At 67.0% G+C, this 25444-nt stretch carries 32 protein-coding genes; 3 read left to right on the top strand and 29 right to left on the bottom strand.

Going from position 1 to position 25444, the window contains the following annotated elements; all coding sequences use genetic code 11:
* Positions 1 to 132 precede the first annotated feature (132 nt).
* From ACIQPT_RS10055 to ACIQPT_RS09940, 24 genes are all read right to left on the bottom strand, one after another.
* Positions 133 to 792, bottom strand: coding sequence for an adenylate kinase (locus tag ACIQPT_RS10055; protein WP_401154496.1), 660 nt, complete (start codon positions 790 to 792; stop codon positions 133 to 135).
* A complete protein-coding gene (secY, locus tag ACIQPT_RS10050) occupies positions 792 to 2105 on the bottom strand; it encodes a preprotein translocase subunit SecY (protein WP_401154495.1) in 1314 nt (437 codons plus the stop codon). Before secY ends, ACIQPT_RS10055 begins: the two co-directional genes overlap by 1 nt.
* A 380-nt stretch (positions 2106 to 2485) precedes the next feature.
* Positions 2486 to 2941, bottom strand: a complete 456-nt coding sequence (gene rplO / locus ACIQPT_RS10045) for a 50S ribosomal protein L15 (protein ID WP_003966942.1) — start codon at positions 2939 to 2941, stop codon at positions 2486 to 2488.
* Between the two features lies 1 nt (position 2942).
* Entirely contained in the window at positions 2943 to 3125 is a 183-nt protein-coding gene (rpmD, locus tag ACIQPT_RS10040; RefSeq protein WP_056701158.1) for a 50S ribosomal protein L30, read from the bottom strand.
* Positions 3125 to 3727: a 30S ribosomal protein S5 gene (gene rpsE / locus ACIQPT_RS10035; protein WP_030084329.1), complete on the bottom strand. Its 603-nt coding sequence runs from the start codon at positions 3725 to 3727 to the stop codon at positions 3125 to 3127. The genes rpmD and rpsE overlap by 1 nt, the downstream gene beginning before the upstream one ends.
* A gap of 47 nt (positions 3728 to 3774) precedes the next feature.
* Positions 3775 to 4158, bottom strand: coding sequence for a 50S ribosomal protein L18 (rplR, locus tag ACIQPT_RS10030; protein WP_015610732.1), 384 nt, complete (start codon positions 4156 to 4158; stop codon positions 3775 to 3777).
* Between the two features lie 2 nt (positions 4159 to 4160).
* Positions 4161 to 4700 carry a 50S ribosomal protein L6 gene (gene rplF / locus ACIQPT_RS10025; RefSeq protein ID WP_018960206.1) on the bottom strand — a complete coding sequence of 180 codons (540 nt, stop codon included), beginning with the start codon at positions 4698 to 4700 and terminating at the stop codon, positions 4161 to 4163.
* Positions 4701 to 4721: 21 nt separating this feature from the next.
* Positions 4722 to 5120: a 30S ribosomal protein S8 gene (gene rpsH, locus ACIQPT_RS10020; RefSeq protein ID WP_007446728.1), complete on the bottom strand. Its 399-nt coding sequence runs from the start codon at positions 5118 to 5120 to the stop codon at positions 4722 to 4724.
* A 224-nt stretch (positions 5121 to 5344) separates the two neighbouring features.
* Positions 5345 to 5530 carry a type Z 30S ribosomal protein S14 gene (locus ACIQPT_RS10015; RefSeq protein WP_003948630.1) on the bottom strand — a complete coding sequence of 62 codons (186 nt, stop codon included), beginning with the start codon at positions 5528 to 5530 and terminating at the stop codon, positions 5345 to 5347.
* A gap of 2 nt (positions 5531 to 5532) precedes the next feature.
* Entirely contained in the window at positions 5533 to 6090 is a 558-nt protein-coding gene (rplE, locus tag ACIQPT_RS10010; protein WP_003966948.1) for a 50S ribosomal protein L5, read from the bottom strand.
* Complete coding sequence (gene rplX / locus ACIQPT_RS10005; RefSeq protein WP_007446729.1) at positions 6090 to 6413, bottom strand: 50S ribosomal protein L24; 324 nt, start codon at positions 6411 to 6413, stop codon at positions 6090 to 6092. Before rplX ends, rplE begins: the two co-directional genes overlap by 1 nt.
* Positions 6414 to 6415: 2 nt before the next feature.
* On the bottom strand, positions 6416 to 6784 hold the full coding sequence (rplN, locus tag ACIQPT_RS10000) for a 50S ribosomal protein L14 (RefSeq protein ID WP_003966950.1): 369 nt from the start codon (positions 6782 to 6784) through the stop codon (positions 6416 to 6418).
* Between the two features lie 107 nt (positions 6785 to 6891).
* Positions 6892 to 7176, bottom strand: a complete 285-nt coding sequence (gene rpsQ, locus ACIQPT_RS09995) for a 30S ribosomal protein S17 (protein WP_073718385.1) — start codon at positions 7174 to 7176, stop codon at positions 6892 to 6894.
* Positions 7176 to 7400 (bottom strand): 50S ribosomal protein L29, encoded by a 225-nt coding sequence (gene rpmC, locus ACIQPT_RS09990; RefSeq protein ID WP_003966952.1) that lies wholly within the window; start codon positions 7398 to 7400, stop codon positions 7176 to 7178. Before rpmC ends, rpsQ begins: the two co-directional genes overlap by 1 nt.
* A complete protein-coding gene (rplP, locus tag ACIQPT_RS09985; RefSeq protein WP_003966953.1) occupies positions 7400 to 7819 on the bottom strand; it encodes a 50S ribosomal protein L16 in 420 nt (139 codons plus the stop codon). The genes rpmC and rplP overlap by 1 nt, the downstream gene beginning before the upstream one ends.
* Before the next feature lie 5 nt (positions 7820 to 7824).
* Complete coding sequence (gene rpsC / locus ACIQPT_RS09980; protein ID WP_007446736.1) at positions 7825 to 8661, bottom strand: 30S ribosomal protein S3; 837 nt, start codon at positions 8659 to 8661, stop codon at positions 7825 to 7827.
* Positions 8661 to 9008 carry a 50S ribosomal protein L22 gene (gene rplV, locus ACIQPT_RS09975; RefSeq protein WP_026290933.1) on the bottom strand — a complete coding sequence of 116 codons (348 nt, stop codon included), beginning with the start codon at positions 9006 to 9008 and terminating at the stop codon, positions 8661 to 8663. The genes rpsC and rplV overlap by 1 nt, the downstream gene beginning before the upstream one ends.
* 42 nt (positions 9009 to 9050) lie before the next feature.
* Positions 9051 to 9332, bottom strand: coding sequence for a 30S ribosomal protein S19 (gene rpsS, locus ACIQPT_RS09970; RefSeq protein WP_103509564.1), 282 nt, complete (start codon positions 9330 to 9332; stop codon positions 9051 to 9053).
* A gap of 12 nt (positions 9333 to 9344) precedes the next feature.
* Entirely contained in the window at positions 9345 to 10181 is an 837-nt protein-coding gene (gene rplB, locus ACIQPT_RS09965; RefSeq protein WP_003966957.1) for a 50S ribosomal protein L2, read from the bottom strand.
* A gap of 38 nt (positions 10182 to 10219) precedes the next feature.
* On the bottom strand, positions 10220 to 10543 hold the full coding sequence (rplW, locus tag ACIQPT_RS09960) for a 50S ribosomal protein L23 (protein WP_007446738.1): 324 nt from the start codon (positions 10541 to 10543) through the stop codon (positions 10220 to 10222).
* Positions 10543 to 11193, bottom strand: a complete 651-nt coding sequence (rplD, locus tag ACIQPT_RS09955; protein WP_003966959.1) for a 50S ribosomal protein L4 — start codon at positions 11191 to 11193, stop codon at positions 10543 to 10545. The genes rplW and rplD overlap by 1 nt, the downstream gene beginning before the upstream one ends.
* A 4-nt stretch (positions 11194 to 11197) precedes the next feature.
* The gene (gene rplC / locus ACIQPT_RS09950; protein ID WP_003966960.1) at positions 11198 to 11842 is read right to left on the bottom strand and encodes a 50S ribosomal protein L3; all 645 of its coding nucleotides are present in this window, start codon (positions 11840 to 11842) and stop codon (positions 11198 to 11200) included.
* Between the two features lie 14 nt (positions 11843 to 11856).
* Positions 11857 to 12165: a 30S ribosomal protein S10 gene (gene rpsJ, locus ACIQPT_RS09945; RefSeq protein ID WP_003948644.1), complete on the bottom strand. Its 309-nt coding sequence runs from the start codon at positions 12163 to 12165 to the stop codon at positions 11857 to 11859.
* A 463-nt stretch (positions 12166 to 12628) separates the two neighbouring features.
* Positions 12629 to 13015: a hypothetical protein gene (locus tag ACIQPT_RS09940; protein WP_401154488.1), complete on the bottom strand. Its 387-nt coding sequence runs from the start codon at positions 13013 to 13015 to the stop codon at positions 12629 to 12631.
* Between the two features lie 269 nt (positions 13016 to 13284).
* On the opposite strand from ACIQPT_RS09940, the gene ACIQPT_RS09935 reads away from it, so the two are divergent.
* Entirely contained in the window at positions 13285 to 15303 is a 2019-nt protein-coding gene (locus tag ACIQPT_RS09935; RefSeq protein WP_401154666.1) for a PIG-L family deacetylase, read from the top strand.
* Positions 15304 to 15450: 147 nt separating this feature from the next.
* A complete protein-coding gene (locus tag ACIQPT_RS09930; protein WP_401154486.1) occupies positions 15451 to 16176 on the top strand; it encodes a S1 family peptidase in 726 nt (241 codons plus the stop codon).
* 177 nt (positions 16177 to 16353) lie between these two features.
* On the opposite strand, the gene tuf is transcribed toward ACIQPT_RS09930, so the two are convergent.
* From tuf to rpsL, 4 genes are all read right to left on the bottom strand, one after another.
* Positions 16354 to 17547, bottom strand: coding sequence for an elongation factor Tu (gene tuf, locus ACIQPT_RS09925; protein ID WP_010058805.1), 1194 nt, complete (start codon positions 17545 to 17547; stop codon positions 16354 to 16356).
* Positions 17548 to 17704: 157 nt separating this feature from the next.
* Positions 17705 to 19834 (bottom strand): elongation factor G, encoded by a 2130-nt coding sequence (gene fusA / locus ACIQPT_RS09920; protein ID WP_401154484.1) that lies wholly within the window; start codon positions 19832 to 19834, stop codon positions 17705 to 17707.
* Positions 19835 to 19872: 38 nt separating this feature from the next.
* The gene (rpsG, locus tag ACIQPT_RS09915; protein ID WP_003966970.1) at positions 19873 to 20343 is read right to left on the bottom strand and encodes a 30S ribosomal protein S7; all 471 of its coding nucleotides are present in this window, start codon (positions 20341 to 20343) and stop codon (positions 19873 to 19875) included.
* A 2-nt stretch (positions 20344 to 20345) separates the two neighbouring features.
* Entirely contained in the window at positions 20346 to 20717 is a 372-nt protein-coding gene (rpsL, locus tag ACIQPT_RS09910; RefSeq protein WP_003948652.1) for a 30S ribosomal protein S12, read from the bottom strand.
* A gap of 444 nt (positions 20718 to 21161) precedes the next feature.
* On the opposite strand from rpsL, the gene ACIQPT_RS09905 reads away from it, so the two are divergent.
* Positions 21162 to 21434, top strand: a complete 273-nt coding sequence (locus ACIQPT_RS09905) for a hypothetical protein (RefSeq protein ID WP_401154482.1) — start codon at positions 21162 to 21164, stop codon at positions 21432 to 21434.
* Positions 21435 to 21533: 99 nt separating this feature from the next.
* Here ACIQPT_RS09905 and ACIQPT_RS09900 read toward each other — a convergent pair whose 3' ends face one another.
* Positions 21534 to 25433 carry a DNA-directed RNA polymerase subunit beta' gene (locus tag ACIQPT_RS09900; protein ID WP_164615710.1) on the bottom strand — a complete coding sequence of 1300 codons (3900 nt, stop codon included), beginning with the start codon at positions 25431 to 25433 and terminating at the stop codon, positions 21534 to 21536.
* Positions 25434 to 25444 lie beyond the last annotated feature (11 nt).

Below are 25444 nucleotides of genomic sequence, written 5' to 3'. Positions count from 1 at the left end.
TGCTCGGCGCCTCTCTGCATCGACGGTGACGGGTACGGCTCGGCGTGTTCAACGATACGGGGGCAAGCAGTCGGCCGCGGCGCCCTGAGGCGCCGCGGCCGGCTTGCACTACGGATGTGTACGGGGTGACGCTCAGCCCTCGTCGGAGACCTTCAGGGCCTCCATGGCGCGGGCGGTCACGTCCGCGACCTCACCCAGCGCGGAGATGGTCACTACCAGGCCCTGGGCCCGGTAGTAGTCGATGATCGGCTCGGTCTGCGTGTGGTAGACCTCCAGCCGGGTACGGACCGTCTCTTCGCTGTCGTCGTGCCGCTGGTACAGCTCGCCGCCGCAGACGTCGCAGACGCCCTCGGACTTCGGCGGGCTGTACGTCACGTGGAAGACGTGCGCGCTGTTCTTGCGGCAGACGCGACGACCCGCGATCCGCTTCACGACCTCGTCCTCGGGGACCTCGAGATCGAGGACCGCGTCCAGCTTTACGCCCTCGTCCTCGAGCATCACGTCAAGGGCTTCGGCCTGGCCCACGTTCCGCGGGAAGCCGTCCAGCAGGAAGCCGTTCACGGCGTCCGACTGGGCCATGCGGTCCTTGGCCATCCCGATGGTGACCTCGTCCGGCACCAGCTGTCCCGCGTCGATGTAGGCGCGGGCCTGCTTGCCAAGGTCGGTGCCCTGGCTCATGTTGGCGCGGAAGAGGTCGCCCGTGGAGATGTGCGGAATCGACAAGTTGTCGGCAAGGTACGCAGCCTGCGTTCCCTTGCCGGCACCCGGAGGCCCGACGAGGACGATTCGCATCAGCGGAGGAACCCTTCGTAATTGCGCTGCTGGAGCTGACTCTCGATCTGCTTCACGGTTTCCAGACCCACACCCACGATGATGAGGATGCTCGTCCCGCCGAACGGGAAGTTCTGGTTCGCACCGCCGAAGCCTGCCAACGCCATCGTCGGCACCAGAGCGATCAGGCCCAGGTACAGCGAGCCCGGCCAAGTGATCCTGTTGAGCACGTAGCTCAGATACTCGGCAGTAGGTCGACCTGCCCGGATACCCGGGATGAAGCCACCATACTTCTTCATGTTGTCGGCGACTTCGTCGGGGTTGAACGAAATGGCCACGTAGAAGAAGGCGAAGAACACGATGAGTACGAAGTACGTCGCGATGTAGTACGGGTGGTCACCGGTCACGAAGTTGTCCGCGATCCAGGTCGCCCAGCCCGCTTGGGAGTTGGAGAACTGGACGATCAGCGCCGGGATGTAGAGCAGCGACGACGCGAAGATGACCGGAATCACACCCGCCTGGTTCACCTTCAGCGGGATGTACGTGGACGTACCGCCGTAGGACCGGCGTCCGATCATGCGCTTCGCGTACTGCACCGGGATCCGGCGCTGGGCCTGCTCGACGAAGACGACGAGGCCGACCATCACGAAGCCGATCAGGATGACCGTGCCGAACTCGATCCAGCCGTCGGCCAGCTTGCCGCTCTCCTTGATGGCCCACAGGGCGCCGGGGAACGTGGCGGCGATCGAGATGAACATGAGGATCGACATGCCGTTGCCGATGCCCTTGTCGGTGATGAGCTCGCCGAGCCACATGACGGCGGCCGTACCGGCGGTCATCGTGAGAACCATGATGACCGTGGTGAAGACCGACTTGTCCGCGACGATCTGGCTGCCCACGGAGCAGTTCTGGAAGAGCGCGCCGCTGCGGGCGGTGGCGACGAGGCCGGTGCCCTGGAGGACCGCCAGCGCGACCGTCAGATAACGCGTGTACTGCGTGATCTTCGCCGTGCCGGACTGCCCCTCCTTCTTCAGGGCTTCCAGGCGCGGGATCACGACGGTCAGCAGCTGGAGAATGATGCTCGCCGTGATGTACGGCATGATGCCGAGCGCGAAGATGGTGATCTGCAACAGGGCGCCACCGCTGAACATCTGCATCAGACCGAGGAGGCCACCCGAGTCGGCCTGGTCGATGCACTGCTGCACCTTCGCGTAGTCGACGCCGGGGGCCGGGATGTGTGCCCCGAGCCGATAGATCACGATGATGCCGAGCGTGAAGAGCAGCTTCTTGCGCAGGTCGGGCGTCTTGAACGCTCGGGCGAACGCGGTGAACACGGTGCCTCCTGCGACCCCCGCGCTGTGCGTCAGAGGCGACGGGTCTGGATGGGACTGGACGGGATCGGATACAAGGCAGCCCTACATCGTAAGGAGGCCACAAAAGATTAACGGCGCCACCCTACCCGGCCCGGGACTGAGCAGGAAACACGCGCCGCACACCGGTGCACCGCCCGCCTCCCGGCCCGCGCCGCGAAAGACCGGCCAAGCCACACCATTTGGGACGTGAACGACCTCGGACTCCCCCACCGCCGGTGCGGTGGACACCCGTTCAACCTTTCCCGAGGCTTTACGGTTCCCGTACAGCGCCGTGAATACGGAAAAGCCTGGCCGGCCACCTCCGAAGAGGCAGCCGGCCAGGCTCAGTTCTGTCCCGCGGCTCAGACGAGCTCGGTGACCGTACCGCCGGCGGCGGTGATCTTCTCCTTGGCGGAGCCGGAGACGGCGTCAACCGAAACCTGCAGCGCCACGGAGATCTCGCCCTGTCCGAGGACCTTGACGAGGTGGTTGTTGCGCACAGCGCCCTTGGCGACCAGATCGGCCACCGTGACCTCTCCACCCTCGGGGTAGAGCGTCGCGAGCTTGTCCAGGTTCACGACCTGGTACTCCGTGCGGAACGGGTTCTTGAAGCCCTTGAGCTTCGGGAGACGCATGTGGAGGGGCATCTGGCCACCCTCGAAGCGCTCCGGAACCTGGTAACGAGCCTTCGTACCCTTGGTACCACGGCCTGCGGTCTTACCCTTGGACGCCTCACCACGACCCACACGGGTCTTGGCGGTCTTGGCGCCCGGGGCAGGCCGGAGGTTGTGGGCCTTCAGCGGGCTGTTCTCCGCCATGTCAGTCAACCTCCTCAACCGTCACGAGGTGGCGGACGGTGTGAACCATTCCGCGGAACTCGGGGCGGTCCTCCTTGACAACCGTGTCGTGCAGGCGCTTGAGCCCGAGCGAACGCAGGGTGTCGCGGTGGTTCTGCTTGCTGCCGATGTACGACTTCGTCTGCGTGATCTTGAGGCGAGCCATTACGCACCCGCTCCCGCACGTGCACGAAGCAGAGCCGCGGGGGCGACGTCCTCGAGGGGCAGACCGCGGCGGGCCGCGATCTCCTCGGGACGCTGCAGGCCCTGGAGGGCCGCCACGGTCGCGTGCACGATGTTGATCGCGTTGGACGAGCCAAGCGACTTCGACAGGATGTCGTGAACGCCGGCGCACTCGAGCACGGCGCGCACCGGGCCACCGGCGATAACACCGGTACCGGGGGAAGCCGGCTTGAGCAGGACGACGCCCGCAGCCTTCTCGCCCGTGATCGGGTGAGGGATGGTGCCCTGGATGCGCGGGACCTTGAAGAAGTTCTTCTTGGCCTCTTCGACACCCTTGGCGATGGCCGCGGGAACTTCCTTGGCCTTGCCGTATCCGACACCGACGGTGCCGTCACCATCGCCCACCACGACCAGCGCGGTGAAGCTGAAGCGACGACCACCCTTCACAACCTTGGCGACGCGGTTGATCGCGACGACGCGCTCGACGTACGCGGTCTTCTCGGCGGCAGCGCCACCGTCACGGCCCTTCCGGTCCCGCCGCTCGCCGCCACCGGCACCGCTTCCGCGGCGCTGGGGTCCAGCCATTGGATTTACCTCTCTCTGTTACGTCCGCTGTGCGTAGGAACCGGGGCTTAGAACTTCAGCCCGGCTTCACGGGCGGCGTCAGCCAGAGCGGCAATCCGCCCGGCGTACTGGTTACCACCGCGGTCAAACACGACGGCCTCGACGCCTGCGGCCTTGGCGCGCTCGGCGACAAGGGCGCCGACCTGCTGGGCCTGGGCGCTCTTGTCACCCTCGCCACCACGGATCGAGGTGTCCAGGGTCGACGCCGACGCGAGCGTGTGGCCCGCGATGTCGTCGATGACCTGGGCCACGATGTGGCGGTTGGAACGCGTCACGACCAAGCGAGGACGCTCCGGCGAACCGGAGATGTGCTTGCGGACGCGGATGTGGCGGCGCTTGAGGGCGGCACGCTTGTATGCGTCGCCCTTGGCGATCTTCACACCGTATGCCATGGCTACTTACCAGCCTTTCCGACCTTGCGGCGGATGACCTCGCCCGCGTACTTGACGCCCTTGGCCTTGTACGGGTCGGGCTTCCGCAGCTTGCGGATGTTGGCGGCTACCTCGCCGACCTTCTGCTTGTCGATGCCCTCGACGCTGAGCTTCGTGGGCGACTCGACCTTGAAGGTGATGCCATCCGGAGCCTCAATGAGGATCGGGTGGCTGTAGCCCAGGGCGAACTCCAGGTTGGAGCCCTTCGCCTGGACGCGGTAACCGACACCGCTGATCTCGAGCGCCTTGGAGTAACCCGCGGTCACGCCGGTGATCATGTTCGCCACCAGCGTGCGGGACAGGCCGTGGAGGGCCTTGTTCTGACGCTCGTCGTTCGGGCGGGAGACGTTGAGCACGCCGTCCTCACCCTTGGAGACCTCGATCGGCGCGGCAACGGTGTGCGTGAGGGAACCCTTGGGGCCCTTCACGGCGACCGTACGGCCATCGATGGTGACGTCCACACCGGCGGGAACCTGGATGGGGAGCTTGCCGATTCGCGACATGAGCTTTCCTTCCTTTCCCGACTACCAGACGTAGGCGAGGACTTCCCCACCTACGCCCTTCTTGCCTGCCTGCTGGCCGGTCAGGAGACCGTGGGACGTGGAGATGATCGCCACGCCCAGGCCGCCGAGAACCTTCGGCAGGTTGGTGGACTTTGCGTATACACGCAGACCCGGCTTCGAAATCCGCTTGATGCCGGCGATCGAGCGCTCGCGGTTCGGGCCGAACTTCAGCTCGAGGACGAGGTTCTTGCCGACCTCGGCGTCCTCGACCTTCCAGCCGGTGATGAAGCCCTCCTGCTGGAGGATCTCCGCGATGTGCGACTTGATCTTGCTGTGCGGCATCGAGACATCGTCGTGATATGCCGAGTTCGCGTTACGCAGACGCGTGAGCATGTCTGCGATGGGATCAGTCATGGTCATGAGTTGGCCTTCGGCCTCTCTCGCCGGGGTTTCCTGTATGCGCCATCCCTCTCCCCACTCAGTGGCGGGACGGGTGCGGTGCGGGGACCTACGGCGTAGTAAGTCGGTCTTGGGCGGCAGGCGCCCAACCCTTCAAGCCTACGGCATGAAAGGACGGGCTCCTGCCGACCCAGATGCTTACCGAGAGTCTCCGGAACTTCCCTTCGCCCTAGGGCGGAGGAGAGTTACCAGGAGCTCTTGGTCACGCCCGGCAGCTCGCCACGGTGAGCCATCTCACGAAGGCACACGCGGCACAGGCCGAACTTGCGGTAGACGGAGTGGGGCCGGCCGCAGCGCTGGCAGCGGGTGTACCCGCGCACGCCGAACTTCGGCTTACGGGCGGCCTTAGCGATCAGAGCCTTCTTCGCCACGGTCAGTTCTCCTTGAACGGGAAGCCGAGGTGACGAAGGAGGGCACGACCCTCGTCGTCGTTGGTCGCCGTGGTGACCACGGTGATGTCCATGCCCCGGACCCGGTCGATCTTGTCCTGGTCGATCTCGTGGAACATGACCTGCTCCGTGAGACCGAAGGTGTAGTTGCCACGGCCGTCGAACTGCTTCGGCGACAGGCCACGGAAGTCACGGATACGCGGAAGCGCGAGCGACAGCGTACGGTCCAGGAACTCCCACATCCGGTCACCACGGAGGGTGACGTGGCAGCCGATCGGCTGGCCCTCGCGCAGCTTGAACTGCGCGATGGACTTGCGGGCCTTCGTGACGGCCGGCTTCTGGCCGGTGATCGTGGTGAGGTCCTTGACGGCACCGTCGATCAGCTTGGAGTCGCGGGCGGCGTCGCCCACACCCATGTTGACCACGATCTTGACCAGACCGGGAACCTGCATGACGTTCTCGTACGAGAACTCCTCACGCAGCTTGCCGGCGATTTCCTCGCGGTAGCGCGTCTTGAGACGCGGCGCAGTGGTGGCAGTCATCAGATGTCCTCACCGGTCCGCTTGGCAACGCGGATCTTGTTGCCCTCGTCGTCAAAGCGGTAGCCGACGCGGGTGACAACCTTGTTGCCGTCCTTCTCCACGACCAGCTGAACGTTGCTGATGTGGATCGGGGCCTCGGTGGTGACAATGCCACCCGTCTGCGAACCGCGAGCCGTCTGACCGGCCTTGGTGTGCTTCTTGACCCGGTTGACACCCTCGACGAGGACGCGGTCCTGAGCGGGGTAGGCCACGATGACCTTGCCCTGCTTGCCCTTGTCCTTACCGGTGATGACCTGAACCAGGTCGCCCTTCTTGATCTTCATGCTTACAGCACCTCCGGCGCGAGCGAGATGATCTTCATGAACTTCTTCTCGCGCAGCTCCCGGCCCACCGGGCCGAAGATGCGGGTGCCGCGGGGGTCGCCGTCGTTCTTCAGAATGACGGCGGCGTTCTCGTCGAAGCGGATGTACGAGCCATCCTGACGACGACGCTCCTTGACGGTGCGAACGATGACGGCCTTGACGACGTCACCCTTCTTCACGTTGCCACCGGGGATCGCGTCCTTGACGGTGGCGACGATGACGTCACCGATACCCGCGTAGCGGCGACCCGAGCCACCGAGAACACGAATGGTGAGAATTTCCTTCGCACCCGTGTTGTCGGCGACGCGCAGTCGCGACTCCTGCTGGATCACGTCTATCTCCTGATCGTCTGCCGGTTCCCGGCGGGTGCCTCTCCGTTACCGGGGAGGCACCCCACCGAGCCTGGCGGAACTGACCTGAGGGGAAAATCCCTCAGGAATTACTTGGCCTTCTCGAGGATCTCGACGATGCGCCAGCGCTTCGAGGCCGACAGCGGACGCGTCTCCATGATGATGACGCGGTCGCCGACGCCTGCAGCGTTCTGCTCGTCGTGGGCCTTGAGCTTGTTCGTACGGCGGATGACCTTGCCGTACAGCGCGTGCTTGACGCGGTCCTCGACAGCGACGACGACGGTCTTGTCCATCTTGTCGCTGACGACCAGACCCTCACGGGTCTTGCGGAAACCGCGGTCGGTGTTGGTCTCAGTCACAGTCTTCTCGCTCATCAGGCGCTCTCCACCGTCTCGATGCCCAGCTCGCGCTCACGCATCAGGGTGTAGATCCGGGCGATGTCCTTACGGACGGACTTGAGCCGGCCGTGGTTCTCGAGCTGGCCCGTCGCCGCCTGGAAGCGGAGGTTGAACAGCTCTTCCTTGGCTTCGCGGAGCTTGTTGAGGAGCTCCTCGTCGCCCAGCTCGCGCAGCTCGGACGCCTTGGTACCGGCCGACATCACGACTCACCTGCCTCGCGCCGAACGATCCGGCACTTCATCGGAAGCTTGTGAGCAGCGCGGGTGAGCGCCTCACGAGCAATCTTCTCGTTCGGGTAGGACAGCTCGAACATCACCCGACCCGGCTTGACGTTCGCGATCCACCACTCGGGAGAACCCTTACCGGAACCCATGCGGGTCTCGGCAGGCTTCTTCGTCAGGGGACGGTCCGGGTAGATGTTGATCCAGACCTTGCCGCCACGCTTGATGTGACGGGTCATCGCGATACGAGCGGACTCGATCTGACGGTTCGTCACGTATGCCGGGGTCAGCGCCTGGATGCCGTACTCGCCGAACGCAACCTGCGTGCCACCCTTGGACATACCGCTGCGCTTCGGGTGGTGCTGCTTGCGGTGCTTGACCCTACGGGGGATCAGCATTTCGGTCAGGCCTCCGTTCCGGTGCTCTCAGCAGCCGGAGCAGCGGCGGCGGGAGCGTCGGCCTTGGGGGCCTCGGCTGCCGGCGACTGCTGCGGCTTACGGCCGCGACCGCCACGCTCGCCACCACGGCCACCGCGGCCGGCCGGGCGGTCAGCGCCGCCACGAGCCGGACGGTTACCGGCGCGGGCCGCGGCGTTCTCGGCGCGAACCTCGGCGATGTTCTTGACGTCGCCCTTGTAGATCCAGACCTTCACACCGATGCGGCCGAAGGTCGTCTTGGCCTCGAAGAAGCCGTAGTCGACGTTCGCACGGAGGGTGTGCAGGGGCACACGGCCCTCGCGGTAGAACTCCGAGCGGGACATCTCGGCGCCGCCGAGGCGACCGCCGCACTGGATCTTGATGCCCTTGGCGCCGGCCTTCATCGAGCTCTGCATGCTCTTACGCATGGCACGACGGAAGGAGACGCGGGAGGAGAGCTGCTCGGCGACGGCCTGGGCCACCAGCTGAGCGTCCACCTCGGGGTTCTTGACCTCGAGGATGTTCAGCTGGACCTGCTTGCCGGTCAGCTTCTCCAGCTCGCCGCGGATGCGATCGGCCTCGGCGCCACGGCGACCGATGACGATGCCCGGACGGGCGGTGTGGATGTCAACGCGGACGCGGTCGCGGGTGCGCTCGATCTCGACCTTCGAGATGCCGGCCCGCTCCATGCCCTTCGTCATCATGCGACGAATGGCGACGTCTTCCTTGACGTAGTCCTTGTACAGCTTGTCGGCGTACCAGCGGGACTTGAAGTCCGTGGTGATGCCGAGCCGGAACCCGTGCGGGTTTACCTTCTGGCCCATTACCGGGTTCCTTCCTTGCTGCTGACGACCACGGTGATGTGGCTGGTCCGCTTACGGATCCGGTAGGCCCGGCCCTGAGCACGCGGACGGAACCGCTTCAGGGTCGGACCCTCGTCCACGTACGCCTCGCTGATGACCAGCGAAGAGGCGTCAGGGTGGTCGTAGTTGTGTGCAGCGTTGGCAATGGCGCTGTCCAGCACCTTGCCAACCGGCACGCTCGCGGCCTGCGGGGCGAAACGCAGGACCGCCTGAGCCTCCGTGGCATCCATGCCACGGATGAGGTCCACCACTCGGCGGGCCTTCATGGGCGTGACGCGGATGTACCGCGCCTGGGCCCTGGCTTCCATGGTTGTCCCTTCGGTGTGAGTCATAGTCGTTTCCACCCCGCGCTAGCGGCGCTTCGACTTCCGGTCGTCCTTGACGTGGCCGCGGAAGGTGCGAGTCGGCGAGAACTCGCCGAGCTTGTGGCCGACCATCGACTCGGTGACGAACACCGGGACGTGGATCTTGCCGTTGTGCACCGCGATGGTGTGACCCAGCATGGCCGGGACGATCATCGAGCGACGGGACCAGGTCTTGATGACGTTCTTGGTCCCCGCGTCGTTCTGTACGTCCACCTTCTTGATGAGGTGGCCGTCGACGAAGGGCCCCTTCTTGAGACTGCGCGGCATCTAAACCCGCTCCTAGCGCTTCTTGTTCGTCTTGCGGCGGCGGACGATGTACTTGTTGCTCGCCTTCTTGGGAGAACGAGTACGACCCTCCTTCTGACCCCACGGCGAGACCGGGTGACGTCCACCGGAGGTCTTGCCTTCACCACCACCGTGCGGGTGGTCAACCGGGTTCATCGCGACACCGCGGACGGTCGGGCGAACGCCCTTCCAGCGCATACGGCCGGCCTTGCCCCAGTTGATGTTCGACTGCTCGGCGTTGCCGACCTCACCGATCGTCGCGCGGCAGCGCGCGTCGACCAGGCGGATCTCACCCGACGGCATACGAAGGTGGGCCATGGTGCCCTCCTTCGCCAGCAGCTGCACGGAGGCACCCGCGGAACGGGCGAACTTCGCGCCGCCGCCGGGCCGCAGCTCGATGGCGTGGATGGTCGTACCGACCGGGATGTTGCGCAGCGCCAGGTTGTTGCCGGGCTTGATGTCGGCGGTCGGACCGTTCTCGACACGGTCACCCTGCGACAGGCCACGGGGAGCGACGATGTAACGCTTCTCGCCGTCCGCGTAGTGCAGCAGCGCGATGCGCGCGGTGCGGTTCGGGTCGTACTCGATGTGCGCGACCTTGGCCGGCACGCCGTCCTTGTCGTGACGACGGAAGTCGATCACTCGGTAGGCGCGCTTGTGGCCACCACCCTGGTGGCGAACGGTCACACGACCGGCGTTGTTACGGCCGCCCTTGCTGTGCAGAGGGCGGACCAGCGACTTCTCCGGCGTGGACCGCGTGATCTCGACAAAGTCGGCGACGCTGGAGCCACGACGGCCCGGGGTCGTCGGCTTGTACTTGCGGATACCCATTTCTCAGTCCTCGTCCGATTCCGGACGACTCGACCTCACTAGGAGGTCGGGCCGCCGAAGATGTCGATACGGTCGCCCTCGGCGAGGGTCACGATGGCGCGCTTCGTGTCGGAGCGCTTGCCGAAGCCGGTCTTGGTGCGCTTGCGCTTGCCCTGCCGGTTGATCGTGTTGACCCCGGTGACCTTGACCGAGAAGACCGCTTCCACGGCCTGCTTGATCTGGGTCTTGTTGGAGCCGGGCGCGACGATGAACGTGTACTTGTTCTCGTCGAGCAGCGCGTAGCTCTTCTCGGAGACCACGGGCTTGACGAGAACGTCACGCGGGTCCGAGTACGTCTTGCTGGTAACGGTCGCCTCGCTCATCAGGCGTCGCTCCCTTCGGTCTCAGCGGTCTGGGGGCCAGACACGAAGGACTCGAAAGCGGCCTGGGTGAAGACCACGTCGTCAGAGACGATCACGTCGTACGTGTTGAGCTGGCCCGGCTCCAGGATGTGCACCTGGGGCAGGTTGCGCGCGGACAGCCACGCGGCCTCGTCGGCGCGGTCGACGACCAGGAGCAGGTTCTGGCGCTCCGAGATCTTGCCGAGCAGCGTCTTGGCGGCCTTCGTGGAGGCGGCACCCTCGACCACGCCGGTGACGACGTGGATACGGGAGTGACGGGCCCGGTCCGAGAGGGCACCGCGCAGGGCGGCGGCCTTCATCTTCTTCGGGGTCCGCTGCGAGTAGTCACGCGGCTGCGGGCCGTGAACGACGCCACCACCGGCGAACTGCGGGGCGCGGGTCGAACCCTGACGGGCGCGGCCGGTGCCCTTCTGGCGGTAAGGCTTCTTGCCACCACCGCGGACTTCGCCGCGGCGCTTGGTCTTGTGCGTGCCCTGACGGGCAGCCGCCAGCTGAGCGACAACGACCTGGTGGATCAGCGGAACGCTGGTCTTGGCGTCGAAGATCTCCGCGGGGAGGTCGACGGTACCGGCCTTGTCGCCTGCCGGCGAAAGGATGTCAATGGTGCTCATTACCTCAAGCCCCCTTGGCCGCGGTACGGACCAGGACGAGGCCGCCGTTCGGACCGGGGACCGCGCCCTTGATGAGGAGCAGACCCTTCTCCGCGTCAACCGCGTGGATGGTCAGGTTCTGGGTGGTGACGCGCTCGTTACCCATGCGGCCCGCCATGCGCATGCCCTTGAAGACACGCCCAGGGGTGGCGCAGCCACCGATGGAACCGGGGGAACGGTGCTTGCGCTGGGTGCCGTGCCCGGCGCCGAGGCCCTTGAAGTTGTGACGCTTCATGACACCGGCGAAGCCCTTGCCCTTGCTCTTGCCCGTGACGTCAACCTTGACGCCGGACTCGAACACCTCGGCAGTGACCTCCTGGCCCAGCGTGTACTCGCTGGCGTCAGGGGTGCGGAGCTCCACCAGGTGGCGGCGCGGGGTGACGTCGGCCTTGGCGAAGTGACCCTTGAGGGGCTTGTTCACCTTGCGCGGGTCGATCTCGCCGAAGGCGATCTGGACCGCTTCGTAGCCGTCGCTGTCGTTCGTACGGACCTGCGTCACGACGCACGGACCGGCCTTGACGACGGTCACCGGGACAACCCGGTTGTTCTCGTCCCAGACCTGGGTCATGCCGAGCTTCTCGCCCAGGACGCCCTTGATGTTCTTGCTCATCTCGGCCCGTCCCCTCAGAGCTTGATCTCGATGTCGACGCCCGCCGGCAGGTCGAGGCGCATCAGCGAGTCAACCGTCTTCGGCGTGGGGTCGAGAATGTCGATGAGGCGCTTGTGCGTGCGCATCTCGAAGTGCTCGCGAGAGTCCTTGTACTTGTGCGGCGACTTGATGACGCAGTACACGTTCTTCTCAGTGGGCAGCGGCACCGGGCCCGCGACCGACGCACCAGTGCGGGTCACCGTCTCGACGATCTTCTTCGCCGAGGAGTCGATGACCTCGTGGTCGTAGGCCTTGAGCCGGATGCGGATCTTCTGTCCCGCCATGGCTACTAGTAGTCCTGTCTCTCGTAACGCTCTGGAACCCGGGGGTTCTCTGGACTCCTCCTCCGACCCACGCGGTCGGGCGTGTCGCATCCCCTCTACGAAAATCTCCCGAAGGAGATCCCAACCAAGGGGGTGCGGACCCTGAGACCGCGGAACCGGGGGCGGAACACCCACCGGGTGCCTGGCCGGCGCCCTGCATTGCTTCCCGGAAGATTCCCGTACGTCCGGCCCTAGGGGCCGACGAGTACTGTGGGACTCGCTTCCGGTCCTCCCGGCGGGAGGCGCGCAGCATTGACACTCAACCGAGCAACCTGGTCAGTGTGCCATACGGGGCGCGGGCCTGGCCAATCGAGTCGGAAATCCTACCCCGTGCCGACGCGGACTCAAACGCGGGCGCGCATCCGGCGGCGTCGGGCCCCCGCGAAGCTCCGTCCGGCGGCTCTACGGGGGCTACCGGGGCCGGTCAGCCCCGGTCCCGGAAGCAGGGCGAGGTGACGCCGACGCTCAGCTGACCGCCCAGCCCCATGGCGACCTGCATGAGGAAGGCGTCGGGCCTGCTCCTCAGACTGGCTGCGACCACACGGCCTTCGTGATCCGGCGCGGCGTCAACGCGGTGGCCGGCCTCCCTCCAGTTCCCGAAGACCAGGAGCGCCACACCCTTCGCCGCCTCTCGCGGAATGCCCTTCAGCCAGTAGTTCCGCGTCAGGGTGACACGCTTCCCGGATCTGCGAACGCGGTGTTCCCGGCAGTACTTCACGCCCCCGCCGAACGGCTCAAGGACCGGCTCGGGAACCACTCCGTGAAGGGCCTCCCCGATCAGGGCCGCGGCGATGCGCTCCGCCTGGCTCATGTCCACCCCTGCGCCTCCGTTTCGAGCAGTGGAACCGTTCGATTCACTGTGCCCGGCGGGACCGGTCCTGGTGTGCGGTTCACCCCGACCACGCAACCCGCCCGCCCCGATCTCCGTCTATCCCCCCGCAGGAGCGGCCCGACCGGCCGCCGGCCTGCGCAGAGAACCAGGCAGTACGCAGGACAGGGCGGCCGTTCGCCCGCTGCGGGGGAAGCGGGACGGACGGGGTGCGTGGCGTGGTGGATCGATCTGTGCTGTCCCGGATACGGATGCCCCGGCGCACCCTCCTCCTCGCGGCCACCGCGACCACCGCCACCGCCGGATGCGCCGTACCGGCCCCCCGCCGCCGGAACCCGGCCCCCGACCCCGCCCCGGGTCTGGCCATAGCGAGCAGTCGGCGGGCGCTGCTGATGCAGGTCCTGGCCCACCCCGACGACGACCTGTACCTCATGAACCCGGATACCCGCGAGGCCCTCGACGCCGGGACCTCCGTGGTCTGCGTCTACCTCACCGCGGGCGACGCCGACGGCCTCAACAAGGTCCCGGGAGCCCCGAAGCCGAAGCCCGACCATGCCGCGTACGTCTCGGCCCGTCAGCAGGGCCTGCGCCAGGCGTACGCCGAGCTGCTCGGGCTCGACCGGTTCACGCCCTGGCAGAAGACCGTGCTCGCCCTGCACGGCGGCCACCGGGCCGAGTTGAACGTGCTGGCCGACGGAGTGCGCCGGGTCGAGCTGGTCTTCCTCAATACCTCGATGCACACCGCGCGCCACCGGCTCGGGCTGCCCAGTCTCTGGCAGGACCGCCGGCTCGTGCTGCGTACCGTCGTCGCCGACGGCTCACCGCTGGACCGGGCCGGTTCGTATACGTACGAGTCGATGATCGACGTCCTCGTCGGACTGCTGGACCGCTACCGGCCGACCGTCGTGCACACCCTCGACCCGGACCCCGACCTGCGGTTCAGCAGCGAGTACGAACGCCTCCGGGACAGCGAGCAGCCCGGGTACTCCGACCACGCCGACCACACCCCGGCCGGGTGCTTCGCCTGGGCGGCCCTCATCCGCTGGGTGGCGGCCGCGACAGGGCGCGGTGAGCCCGTGCCCGGGTTCGTCGTCGCCGCGTTCCGGGGGTACTACAACCAGCACTGGCCCAAGAACCTGCCGCCCTCGGTGCTGGAGCGAAAGGCCGCCCACCTCGTCCCGTACGGCGGAGCGCCCGACTGGGAGTGCGGCAACCCGTCCGGCTGCGGCGACTACAACATCGGCGGCGACCGGCCGCTGACCAGCCGGAAGGGCTGGGTCCGCTCCACCCAGCACCGCTACCCGGGCCCCCGGGCCGTCGTCGCCTCCGCCCCGGACGGGCGGCTCACCGCCTACGGGGTGCTGGGGCTGCGGGCCGTGCGGTGGAGCGAGAGCGCGCCCGGCAGCGGGATCCTGGGCGCGCCGGACGACCTCGGCGGCGGACCGCTCGCCCCGGTGCTGGGCTCCGCGACGACGGCGGACGGGCGGCAGTTGCTGTTCGGGCTGCGGTTCGCGGCGCTCGGCGGGCAGGGCACGGCCAACGAGCGCGAGATCGTGCTCCTGGAGCAGCGCTCCCCCGGCGGCCCCTTCCGGGCCTGGCGCGGGCTCGGCAACCCCGCCGCGGGCCGCGACCACGGCCGCCGCATCGGGATACCCGTCGCCGTCGCCGCGCCGGACGGCCGCGTCCACCTCTTCGTGCGCAACGCGGAGAAGGGGCTCAGCACCCGGGTGCGCGACGCGGCCACCGGCCGCTGGAGCGCCTGGCGCGACATGGGCGGCGGCGAGGTCCAGGACGGGGTGACCGCGGTCGTGGACACGGCGGGGCGCGTCCATGTGTACGCGGCCGGGCACCATGCCGTGCACCACTGGACCCAGGACGCCCCGGGGGCCGACGTCACCGCCCGTACCCAGCTCACCGGCTCCCCCGTCCCCGCGCACGCGCCCGGCGCACTCCCCGCGCCCGACGGCTCCGTGGAGCTGTACTACCGGCCGGCCGCGCGGGAGGGGCTCGCCGTCGTCCGGGCCGACCCCGCCCCCGTACCCCGCTTCGACGGGTACGGTCCGGTGACCGCCGCCGCCGCACCGAGCGGCCCGGTCCTGCTCGGCCGGTCCGCGGAGGGCCGGATCCAGGTGCGTACCGCCGAGGGCACCGCCGTACGGTCGCGGGGCCCGGTCGCCCTGGACGGCGCCGCCCTCCACCTGGGGGCCGGCGGGCGGCCCGCCGTCGTGGGGTTCGGGCCGGACGGCGCGCCCTGGCTGTGGCGGCCGTAGAAGCGATCGCGTTCCCGCCAACTCCCGCCCCATAACGCCGTGTTATGGCCAAACGTTAGTACCCCGGCCTCGTCGCGCTCCGGCACCCTGTTGCCCACCATCCCCCACGGACACGCCCACCCAGCGTGTCGCGCGAAACGAGGCATCATGCGCATATCCCGGCTCATGCCCGCTGTCGCCGCAGCAGCGGCCTGCGTCCTCTCGCTCTTCGCACCGTCCGCGACGGCCGCACCCGCGCCGCCGCTCCAGGACGCCCCGCCCCCGACCACCCAGATCATCGGCGGCGGCTACGCGCAGAACGCCCCATGGGCCGCGCGTCTCTTCTCGAACGGCAGAGAGACCTGTTCGGCGACGATCATCGCGCCGACCTGGATCCTCACCGCCAAGCACTGCGTCACCGGCGGCGGCCTGTCGTTCCGCATCGGCAGTCTCGACCAGCACAGCGGCGGTGTGGTCGCCAACGGCGCCCAGACCTACACCCACAGCTCGGACCTGGCCCTCGTCCGGCTGGACCGTTCGGTGCAGACCACCTACTCCCGCCTCGGCCAGCCCGGCTCGGTCAGCGTCGGGCAGGGCGTGCAGGTCTGGGGCTGGGGCGCCACCTCCCAGTGCGGCTCCGAGGCCAACTGCCAGTCCCGCTACCTGAAGGTGGCCGACGTGACGGTCACCGGCGGCTGCGGTGACGCGTACGGCGGCTCGGCGATCTGTGCCCGCCGGGGCAACGGCATCACCGCCGGCGGCGACTCCGGCGGCCCGATGACGGCCAACGGCATCCAGGTCGGCGTCGCCTCCACCAGCGACCGCCAGACCACGACCGCGTACACCAACGTCACCGCGTACCGGTCCTGGATCCAGTCGATCGCGGGCGTCTGACCGGACGCCCCACCCAGCCGTAGGGCCCCCGTACCTCTCCGCCCTGAGGTACCGGGGCCCTACAACCATGTCCGGCGCACCGACCCGTACGTACGCGAAGGGCCCCGCACCTCCGAGGAGGTGCGGGGCCCTTCTGTGCGACTCAGTGAGCCACCAGGTCCAAGGACCAAGCAGAAACTACTTGATGATCTTGGTGACCTGGCCGGCGCCCACGGTCCGGCCACCCTCACGGATGGCGAACTTCAGGCCCTCTTCCATGGCGACCGGCTGGATCAGCGCGACGTCCATGAGGGTGTTGTCACCCGGCATGACCATCTCGGTGCCCTCGGGAAGGGTCACAACGCCCGTCACGTCCGTGGTACGGAAGTAGAACTGCGGGCGGTAGTTGTTGAAGAACGGGGTGTGACGGCCACCCTCGTCCTTCGACAGGATGTAGGACTGCGCCTGGAACTCGGTGTGCGGCGTGACCGAGCCGGGCTTGATGATGACCTGGCCGCGCTCGACGTCCTCGCGCTTGATGCCACGGAGGAGCAGACCGACGTTCTCACCGGCCTGGCCCTCGTCGAGCAGCTTGCGGAACATCTCGATGCCGGTGACCGTGGTGGTGGTCTTCTCGGTCTTGATACCGACGATGTCGACGGTCTCGTTGACCTTCAGGACACCACGCTCGATGCGGCCGGTGACGACCGTACCGCGACCGGTGATCGTGAAGACGTCCTCGATCGGCATGAGGAACGGCTTCTCGACGTCACGCTCGGGCTGCGGGATGGACTCGTCGACAGCCTTCATCAGGTTGAGGACGGACTCACCCCACTCCTTGTCGCCCTCGAGCGCCTTGAGCGCCGAGACCTTGACGACCGGAACGTCGTCGCCCGGGAACTCGTACTCGGAGAGGAGCTCACGGACCTCGAGCTCGACGAGCTCCAGGATCTCCTCGTCGTCCACCATGTCGGCCTTGTTCAGGGCGACGACGATGTAGGGGACGCCGACCTGGCGGGCCAGGAGCACGTGCTCCTTGGTCTGCGGCATCGGGCCGTCGGTGGCGGCGACCACGAGGATGGCGCCGTCCATCTGCGCGGCACCCGTGATCATGTTCTTGATGTAGTCCGCGTGACCGGGGCAGTCGACGTGCGCGTAGTGACGCGACTCCGTCTGGTACTCGACGTGCGCGATGGAGATGGTGATACCGCGCTGGCGCTCTTCGGGAGCCTTGTCGATCTGGTCGAAGGCCGAGGCCTCGTTCAGGTCCGGGTACGCGTCGTGCAGCACCTTGGTAATGGCGGCCGTGAGGGTCGTCTTACCGTGGTCGATGTGACCGATGGTGCCGATGTTGACGTGCGGCTTAGTCCGCTCGAACTTTGCCTTCGCCACTGGGGTCCTCCTGAGTGGTTCTGTACGCCTTGCTTCATCGGCGCCAGGTGATCTTTGCTGGGGTGCCGGCGCCGGGGGCATTCCGCACAGTGCTGACGCGCTGTGCGAAATGCCCGCCCGGCTCCGGTGACAAGCCTAAAGCGTGAGCTCGGGAGAGTTACTCGCCCTTGGCCTTCGCGATGATCTCCTCGGCGACGTTCCGCGGAACCTCGGCGTAGGAGTCGAACTGCATCGAGTAGCTTGCGCGACCCGAGGTCTTGCTGCGGAGGTCTCCGACGTAGCCGAACATCTCCGAGAGGGGCACGAGGCCCTTCACGACGCGAGCGCCGCTGCGCTCCTCCATGGCCTGGATCTGGCCACGGCGGGAGTTGAGGTCGCCGATGACATCGCCCATGTAGTCCTCGGGCGTGGTGACCTCGACGGCCATCATCGGCTCGAGGAGCACGGGAGAGGCCTTGCGGGCACCCTCCTTGAACGCCTGCGAACCGGCGATCTTGAAGGCGAGCTCCGAGGAGTCGACCTCGTGGTAACCACCGTCGAGAAGGGTGACGCGGACGCCGACCATCTCGTAACCGGCCAGGATGCCGAACTGCATGGCTTCCTGAGCACCCGCGTCCACCGAGGGAATGTACTCACGGGGGATGCGGCCACCGGTGACCTTGTTGACGAACTCGTAGGAGGCGTCGCCACCCTCGATGGGCTCGAGGGCGATCTGCACCTTCGCGAACTGGCCGGTACCACCAGTCTGCTTCTTGTGCGTGAAGTCGATGCGCTCGACGGCCTTGCGGATCGTCTCGCGGTACGCGACCTGGGGCTTGCCGACGTTCGCCTCGACGCGGAACTCGCGCTTCATGCGGTCGACGAGCACCTCGAGGTGAAGCTCGCCCATACCACCGATGATGGTCTGGCCGGTCTCCTCGTCGGAGTGCACCTGGAAGGAGGGGTCCTCCTCCGAGAGGCGCTGGATGGCGACACCCAGCTTCTCCTGGTCGCCCTTGGACTTCGGCTCGATCGCGACCTGAATGACCGGCGCCGGGAAGTCCATGGACTCCAGGATGACCGGGTTCTTGTCGTCGCAGAGCGTCTCACCGGTGGTGGTCTGCTTGAGACCCATGACGGCGATGATGTCGCCGGCGCCCACCGATGCGATCTCCTCACGCTTGTTCGCGTGCATGCGGTAGATCTTGCCGATGCGCTCCTTCTTGCCCTTGACGGAGTTCAGCACCGCGGTGCCGGCCTCCAGGCGACCGGAGTAGATCCGGACGAAGGTGAGCTTGCCGAGGTGCGGGTCGCTCGCGATCTTGAACGCCAGGCCGGAGAACGGCTCGTCGTCCGAGGGCTTGCGCGCGATGACCTTCTCCGGGTCCTTCACGTCGTGGCCCTCGATGGCCTCGACGTCCAGGGGGGAAGGCAGGTAGCGCACGACCGCGTCGAGCAGGGGCTGGACGCCCTTGTTCTTGAACGCGGTGCCACAGAACACCGGGGTGACGGTGACGGAGTCGGCACTGCCCTTCGACGCCAGGGTGATGCGGCGGATCGCCTCGTGCAGCTGCTCCTGGGTGGGCTCGGTGCCCTCCAGGTACAGCTCCATCATGGCGTCGTCGTTCTCGGCCACGGCCTCGAGGAGCTTGCCGCGCCATTCGTCGGCGGCCTCCTTGAGGTTGTCCGGGATCTCGACGGTGTTGTACATCTCGCCCTTGGCGGCCTCTTCGGGGTACACGAAGGCCTGCATCGACACGAGGTCGACGACACCCGTGAAGTCGGCCTCCGCCCCGATGGGGAGCTGCATGACGATCGGGGTGGCGCCGAGGCGCTCCACGATCATGTCGACACAGCGGAAGAAGTCGGCGCCGGTGCGGTCCAGCTTGTTGACGAAGCAGATACGCGGCACGCCGTAGCGGTCCGCCTGACGCCAGACGGTCTCGGACTGCGGCTCGACGCCGGCCACACCGTCGAACACGGTGACGGCGCCGTCGAGGACGCGGAGCGAACGCTCCACCTCGACGGTGAAGTCGACGTGACCGGGGGTGTCGATGATGTTGATGGTGTGGTCAACATCATTGAGCGGCCAGTGGCAGGTCGTCGCGGCGGACGTGATCGTGATGCCGCGCTCCTGCTCCTGCTCCATCCAGTCCATCGTGGCAGCGCCGTCGTGGACTTCACCGATCTTGTAGCTCACACCGGTGTAGAAGAGGATCCGCTCAGTGGTGGTCGTCTTCCCCGCGTCGATGTGGGCCATGATCCCAATGTTGCGGACCTTGGCCAGGTCAAGCGAAGTGGTGGCCATAAGGCTCAATCTTCTCTCGGTCTCGATGGGGGTAGCGACTACCAGCGGTAGTGCGCGAAGGCCTTGTTGGACTCGGCCATCTTGTGGGTGTCCTCACGCTTCTTGACCGAAGCGCCGAGGCCGTTGGAGGCGTCGAGCAGTTCGTTCATGAGGCGCTCGGTCATGGTCTTCTCGCGGCGGGCGCGGGAGTAACCGACGAGCCAGCGCAGAGCGAGGGTGGAGGCGCGACCGGGCTTGACCTCGATCGGCACCTGGTAGGTGGCGCCACCGACACGGCGGGACTTGACCTCGAGCGAGGGCTTGACGTTCTCAAGCGCGCGCTTCAGCGTGATGACCGGGTCGTTGCCGGTCTTCTCGCGGAGGCCTTCCATGGCGCCGTACACGATCCGCTCGGCGGTGGAACGCTTGCCGTCGAGGAGGATCTTGTTGATCAGCGAGGTGACAAGAGGAGAGCTGTAGACCGGGTCGATGATGACCGGGCGCTTCGGGGCGGGGCCCTTACGAGGCATTCTTACTTCTCCTTCTTGGCGCCGTAGCGGCTGCGGGCCTGCTTGCGGTTCTTGACACCCTGGGTGTCAAGGGAGCCGCGGATGATCTTGTAACGAACACCCGGCAGGTCCTTCACACGGCCACCACGCACGAGCACGATGGAGTGCTCCTGCAGGTTGTGTCCCTCACCCGGGATGTAGGCCGTGACCTCGATGCCGGAGGTCAGACGCACACGCGCGACCTTACGGAGCGCCGAGTTCGGCTTCTTCGGGGTGGTCGTGAACACTCGCGTGCAGACACCACGACGCTGGGGCGAACCCTCGAGCGCGGGCGTCTTGTTCTTCTCGACCTTGTCCTGCCGGCCCTTCCGGACCAGCTGCTGGATCGTAGGCACTACTTCTCCGGTTTCTGTGTGCCGTTCGTGAAACTAACCTGGAACATCGCCGACCCACGCGGTCGGGTGTGTCGAATACTGCGGACTTCCGCCCTGTGGACGGGAGGGGCGCAGATTGCGGTGGCTACTGACGGACCCGCGATGCGGCTGAGGACACGCACACGAGCCCAGGCACACCCCAGGCACAAGGCTTGAGCGTACCTACCTCACGGAGCTGGGTCAAAACAAATGCTGTCCACGCGGACACGCCGGACCCGCGGACCATCCGGAGCGGGCCCCGGGCCCCGTCCGGCGGACCGGCTGCGTCCTTGCCGGATCCCGGCAATCCAGCGGCGCGGAAACAGCGTACTTGCGCCCTGCCGCCGTACCCCACCATGCCGGACAATGCGGTCAGCCCACCAGCCCGACCGGTCCCCGGACCGACCTGGCCCAAGGAGGTCCCACATGACAGCCGACCGCCGTGACCCCGTATTCCAGGCACCGAGCGCGCTCGACACCGACGTCAGCCTGGCCGTCATCGAATACGGTGACGCCGCTTCCGCCTATGCCCCGGCCATGACCACTCCCGGACTGCCGCAGTCCGTCGTGGACGACTACGCGATCGTCGTCGACGTCCTGGCCCTCGCCCGCAGGGTCCCGCTGCCCGACGTGCCGCCTCTGCTGGCCGTGGGCACCCGCGCGCTGCTGCGGGTCCACCACGCACTGCTCGGCGGGTAGAGGCCGCTCAGAGGCTCTGTGCGAGCCAACGCCGGAGGGCGGCCACCCCGTTACGTACGGGGTGACCGCCCTCCGGTCGTTCAAGCGAAAGCCACTCGCTTACTGGTTGTACGGACCGTAGTCGTAGTCCTCCAGCGGAACGGCCTGGCCGGAGCCGGTGCCGAACGGCGAGTAGTCGATGTCGTCGTAGCCGACGGCCGAGTACATCGCGGCCTTGGCCTCCTCGGTCGGCTCGACCCGGATGTTGCGGTAGCGGGACAGGCCCGTACCGGCCGGGATGAGCTTACCGATGATGACGTTCTCCTTGAGGCCGATCAGGGAGTCCGACTTGGCGTTGATCGCCGCGTCGGTCAGGACCCTGGTCGTCTCCTGGAAGGACGCCGCCGACAGCCACGACTCGGTGGCGAGCGAGGCCTTGGTGATACCCATCAGCTGCGGACGGCCGGAGGCGGGGTGACCGCCCTCGGTGACCACACGACGGTTCTCGGTCTCGAACTTCGACCGCTCGACCAGCTCGCCCGGAAGCAGCTCCGCGTCGCCGGACTCGATGATCGTCACGCGGCGGAGCATCTGCCGGATGATGATCTCGATGTGCTTGTCGTGGATCGACACGCCCTGCGAGTTGTAGACCTTCTGGACTTCGCCGACCAGGTGGACCTGGACCGCACGCTGGCCGAGGATGCGCAGCACGTCGTGCGGGTTGGTCGCACCGACGGTGAGCTTCTGGCCCACCTCGACCGGGTCGCCCTCGCCCACGAGCAGACGGGCACGCTTCGAGATCGGGAACGCCGTCTCGTCGCTGCCGTCGTCCGGGGTGACGACGAGCTTCTTGGTCTTCTCGGTCTCCTCGATCCGCACGCGGCCCTTGGCCTCGGAGATCGGGGCGACACCCTTCGGCGTACGGGCTTCGAAGAGCTCGACGACTCGGGGCAGACCCTGGGTGATGTCGTCACCGGCCACACCACCGGTGTGGAAGGTACGCATCGTCAGCTGGGTGCCGGGCTCACCGATGGACTGGGCGGCGATGATGCCGACCGCCTCACCGATGTCGACCAGCTTGCCGGTGGCGAGCGAGCGTCCGTAGCAGAAGGCACAGGTGCCGACCGCGGACTCACAGGTCAGGACCGAGCGGGTCTTGACCTCCTCGACGCCGGCGCCCACCAGGGCGTCGATCAGGACGTCACCGAGGTCGACGTTGGCAGGCGCGATGACCTTGCCGTCCACCACGACGTCCTCGGCGAGCATGCGGGCGTAGACCGAGGTCTCGACGTCCTCCGTCTTGCGGAGCACGCCGTCGGCGCCCTTGACGGCGATCTTCAGCTTGAGGCCGCGGTCGGTGCCGCAGTCCTCCTCGCGAATGATCACGTCCTGCGAGACGTCCACCAGACGACGGGTCAGGTAACCCGAGTCGGCGGTACGCAGGGCGGTGTCCGCCAGACCCTTACGGGCACCGTGCGTGGAGATGAAGTACTCCAGAACGGTGAGGCCCTCGCGGAAGGACGCCTTGATGGGACGAGGAATCGTCTCGTTCTTGGCGTTCGACACCAGACCACGCATACCCGCGATCTGACGCATCTGCATCATGTTTCCTCGGGCACCCGAGTCGACCATCATGAAGATGGGGTTCGTCTTCGGGAAGTTCGCGTTCATCGCCTCGGCAACCTCGTTGGTCGCCTTGGTCCAGATCGCGATGAGCTCCTGCGTGCGCTCGTCCTTGGTGATCAGACCGCGCTCGTACTGCTTCTGGACCTTCTCGTCCTGGTCCTCGTAGCCCTTGACGATGGCCTTCTTGGCCTCGGGCACGACGACGTCGGAGATGGCCACGGTGACGCCCGAACGGGTCGCCCAGTGGAAGCCCGCCGCCTTCAGGTTGTCGAGCGTCGCCGCCACGATGACCTTGGGGTAGCGCTCGGCCAGGTCGTTGACGATCTCGGAGAGCTGCTTCTTGCCCACCGAGTAGTCGACGAACGGGTAGTCCTCGGGCAGCAGCTCGTTGAAGAGCGCGCGGCCCAGGCTGGTCCGCAGCCGGAAGGTGTCGCCGGGCTGGTACTCCGGCTCGCCCTCCTCGGCGACCGGCGGCACCCAGCCACGCGGCGGCATGGTGCCGACCGGGAAGCGGATGTCGACCTTCGCCTGGAGCGACAGCTCGCGGGCGTCGAAGGCCATGGTGGCCTCGGCCGTGGAGCCGAACGCGCGGTCCGTGCCCTTGACGTTGCGACCCTCTTCGTCCGTGGTGAGGAAGAAGAGACCCAGCACCATGTCCTGGGTCGGCATGGTGACGGGACGACCGTCGGCCGGCTTCAGGATGTTGTTCGAGGACAGCATCAGGATGCGGGCCTCGGCCTGCGCCTCCGCGGAGAGCGGCAGGTGCACGGCCATCTGGTCACCGTCGAAGTCCGCGTTGAACGCGGTGCAGACGAGCGGGTGGATCTGGATGGCCTTGCCCTCGACCAGCTGCGGCTCGAAGGCCTGGATGCCCAGGCGGTGCAGGGTGGGTGCACGGTTCAGCAGCACCGGGTGCTCGGCGATGACCTCTTCGAGGACGTCGTACACGACGGTGCGGCCACGCTCGACCATGCGCTTGGCCGACTTGATGTTCTGCGCGTGGTTCAGGTCCACCAGGCGCTTCATCACGAACGGCTTGAAGAGCTCCAGCGCCATCGCCTTCGGCAGACCGCACTGGTGCAGCTTGAGCTGCGGACCGACGACGATCACGGAACGCGCGGAGTAGTCCACACGCTTGCCGAGGAGGTTCTGACGGAAACGACCCTGCTTGCCCTTGAGCATGTCGCTCAGGGACTTCAGGGGACGGTTACCGGGACCGGTGACCGGGCGACCGCGGCGACCGTTGTCGAACAGCGCGTCGACGGCCTCCTGCAGCATCCGCTTCTCGTTGTTCACGATGATCTCGGGGGCGCCGAGGTCAAGGAGACGCTTGAGGCGGTTGTTGCGGTTGATCACACGGCGGTACAGGTCGTTCAGGTCGGAGGTCGCGAAGCGGCCACCGTCCAGCTGCACCATCGGACGCAGGTCCGGCGGGATGACCGGCACGCAGTCGAGCACCATGCCCTTGGGCTTGTTGCTGGTCTGCAGGAACGCGGAGACGACCTTGAGGCGCTTGAGCGCACGGGTCTTCTTCTGGCCCTTGCCGGTACGGATGATCTCGCGGAGGCGCTCGGCCTCCTCGTCGAGGTCGAAGGACTCCAGGCGCTTCTGCAGGGCGGCAGCGCCCATGCAGCCGTCGAAGTACGTGCCGAAGCGGTCACGCAGCTCGCGGTAGAGCAGCTCGTCGCCCTCCAGGTCCTGGACCTTGAGGTTCTTGAAGCGGCTCCACACCTCGTCGAGGCGGTCGATCTCGCGCTGCGCACGGTCGCGCAGCTGCTTCATCTCACGCTCGGCGCCTTCGCGCACCTTGCGGCGCACGTCGGCCTTGGCGCCCTCGGCCTCGAGCTCGGCCAGGTCGGTCTCGAGCTTCTTGGCGCGGGCCTCCAGGTCGGAGTCGCGGCGGTTCTCGGTCTGCTGGCGCTCGACGGAGACGTGAGCCTCCAGGGACGGCAGGTCGCGGGTACGACGCTCCTCGTCCACGAACGTGATCATGTACGCGGCGAAGTAGATGACCTTCTCGAGGTCCTTCGGCGCGAGGTCCAGCAGGTATCCGAGGCGCGAGGGAACGCCCTTGAAGTACCAGATGTGGGTGACGGGAGCGGCAAGCTCGATGTGGCCCATCCGCTCACGACGCACCTTGGCGCGAGTGACCTCGACGCCGCAGCGCTCACAGATGATGCCCTTGAATCGGACACGCTTGTACTTGCCGCAGTAGCACTCCCAGTCCCGGGTCGGACCGAAGATCTTCTCGCAGAAGAGTCCGTCCTTTTCGGGCTTGAGCGTGCGGTAGTTGATGGTCTCCGGCTTCTTCACTTCGCCGTGCGACCAGGTCCGGATGTCGTCCGCGGTGGCAAGGCCGATCCGCAGCTCGTCGAAGAAGTTGACGTCGAGCACTTGTCGTCAAT

Origin of the sequence: Streptomyces sp. NPDC091289 (genome assembly GCF_044757365.1) — a bacterium.
In the GTDB taxonomy this organism is placed as follows: domain Bacteria; phylum Actinomycetota; class Actinomycetes; order Streptomycetales; family Streptomycetaceae; genus Streptomyces.
The sequence above is the reverse complement of the archived record's forward strand: the minus strand, read 5'-3'. Positions and strand labels throughout refer to the sequence as shown.